The organism is Bathymodiolus heckerae thiotrophic gill symbiont (assembly GCF_900128515.1).
Taxonomy (GTDB): domain Bacteria; phylum Pseudomonadota; class Gammaproteobacteria; order PS1; family Pseudothioglobaceae; genus Thioglobus_A.
Genome location: NZ_FQTP01000219.1, coordinates 1 through 1,151 on the forward strand (window position 1 = coordinate 1; position 1,151 = coordinate 1,151).

Sequence of the window (1,151 nt, forward strand, 5' to 3'; positions counted from 1 at the left end):
CAATAACACATCCACTAGCGGTGTACGATCTTCTTCATTTATCTCTGGCAGTTTAGGTTTAGGCGAGTTCATAGAATATATTGTAAAGCAACTTTTTAATATTTGCCGGTGGATAATGAGAAGTTACATAATAACACCCAATAATAGCATTGAAGATTCTGATCATCCCTTTTTGGTGGTTATCGTAAAAAATCATTATGTCATTGTTATTTAACAAGTATTTATTTCTACAAACCGAACTGGCAAAGACTAAGCCCTCAAGAATAGCCCGGTTCATTAAAACTTCGCATCAGATCCATGAGAAACATCATATCGTCACAACTGGAAATCGGGCAAGTCGATATTGCCAACATCGTCATTGACGTCACATCGCGCGATGATATTCCACTCATCCTGCTGGGCTTGCAACACATCTATACAAGCAAACCTTTGAAAGAAACTGTTTTCAAAATCCTCCAAGAAGTTATTCCACGTAAGAATAAAACAAGCAGTGATGAAACAGTTTCCGTAGCGCCAGACAGAGGGCGCCCCGGAATGGAGCAGTGGACCATTTTTGTATTGGGCACCTTGCGGCTAGCGCTCGGTGCTGACTTTGATCGTCTCCAGGAACTCGCCAACGAACACCGAACCCTCAGAATGATGTTGGGGCACGGCATCTTTGATGACAAGAATTATCGCTTACAAACTCTAAGAGATAACCTAAAGTTATTTACACCTGACATCATGGATCGGATAAACACCGAAGTCATTCGTTCGGGTTATCAATTGCTTAATTTAGATGTCAGTGCATCCATTCAGGGGCGTTGCGATTCATTTGTCTTAAAAACAGACGTTCATTTTCCAACGGACATTAATTTGCTTTATGATGCCATGAGCGTTTTATTCCGTCAGTGCGTTCACTGGCGCCAAGACTATTACCTTCCCGATTGGCGTCAGCATAAACACAACCTGGCTCAATTCAAACAACAATATCGGCGTATCCAGCGATTACGGCATTCCACCTCGAAGGATGAAAAGAAAAAAATGGCTCAGGCCGATTTGATTTGCAAAGCACACCAGATTTATATTGATCTGGCTCAAAAATACCTGAATCGAGTCACTCAAAGTTATGAGTTATTGATAGGCAAATACAAGCTACCTAAAGTCTTATT

General features: G+C 41.2%; 1 protein-coding gene and 1 pseudogene. Both read left to right on the plus strand.

The window, feature by feature from the left end; all coding sequences use genetic code 11:
• Window positions 1-214, plus strand: a 214-nt coding sequence (locus BTHERMOSOX_RS11390; protein ID WP_212744662.1) for a hypothetical protein, incomplete at its 5' end; no start/stop codon positions are given.
• An 83-nt stretch (window positions 215-297) separates the two neighbouring features.
• Window positions 298-1,151: pseudogene (locus BTHERMOSOX_RS11395) on the plus strand (ISNCY family transposase); the annotation flags it as partial.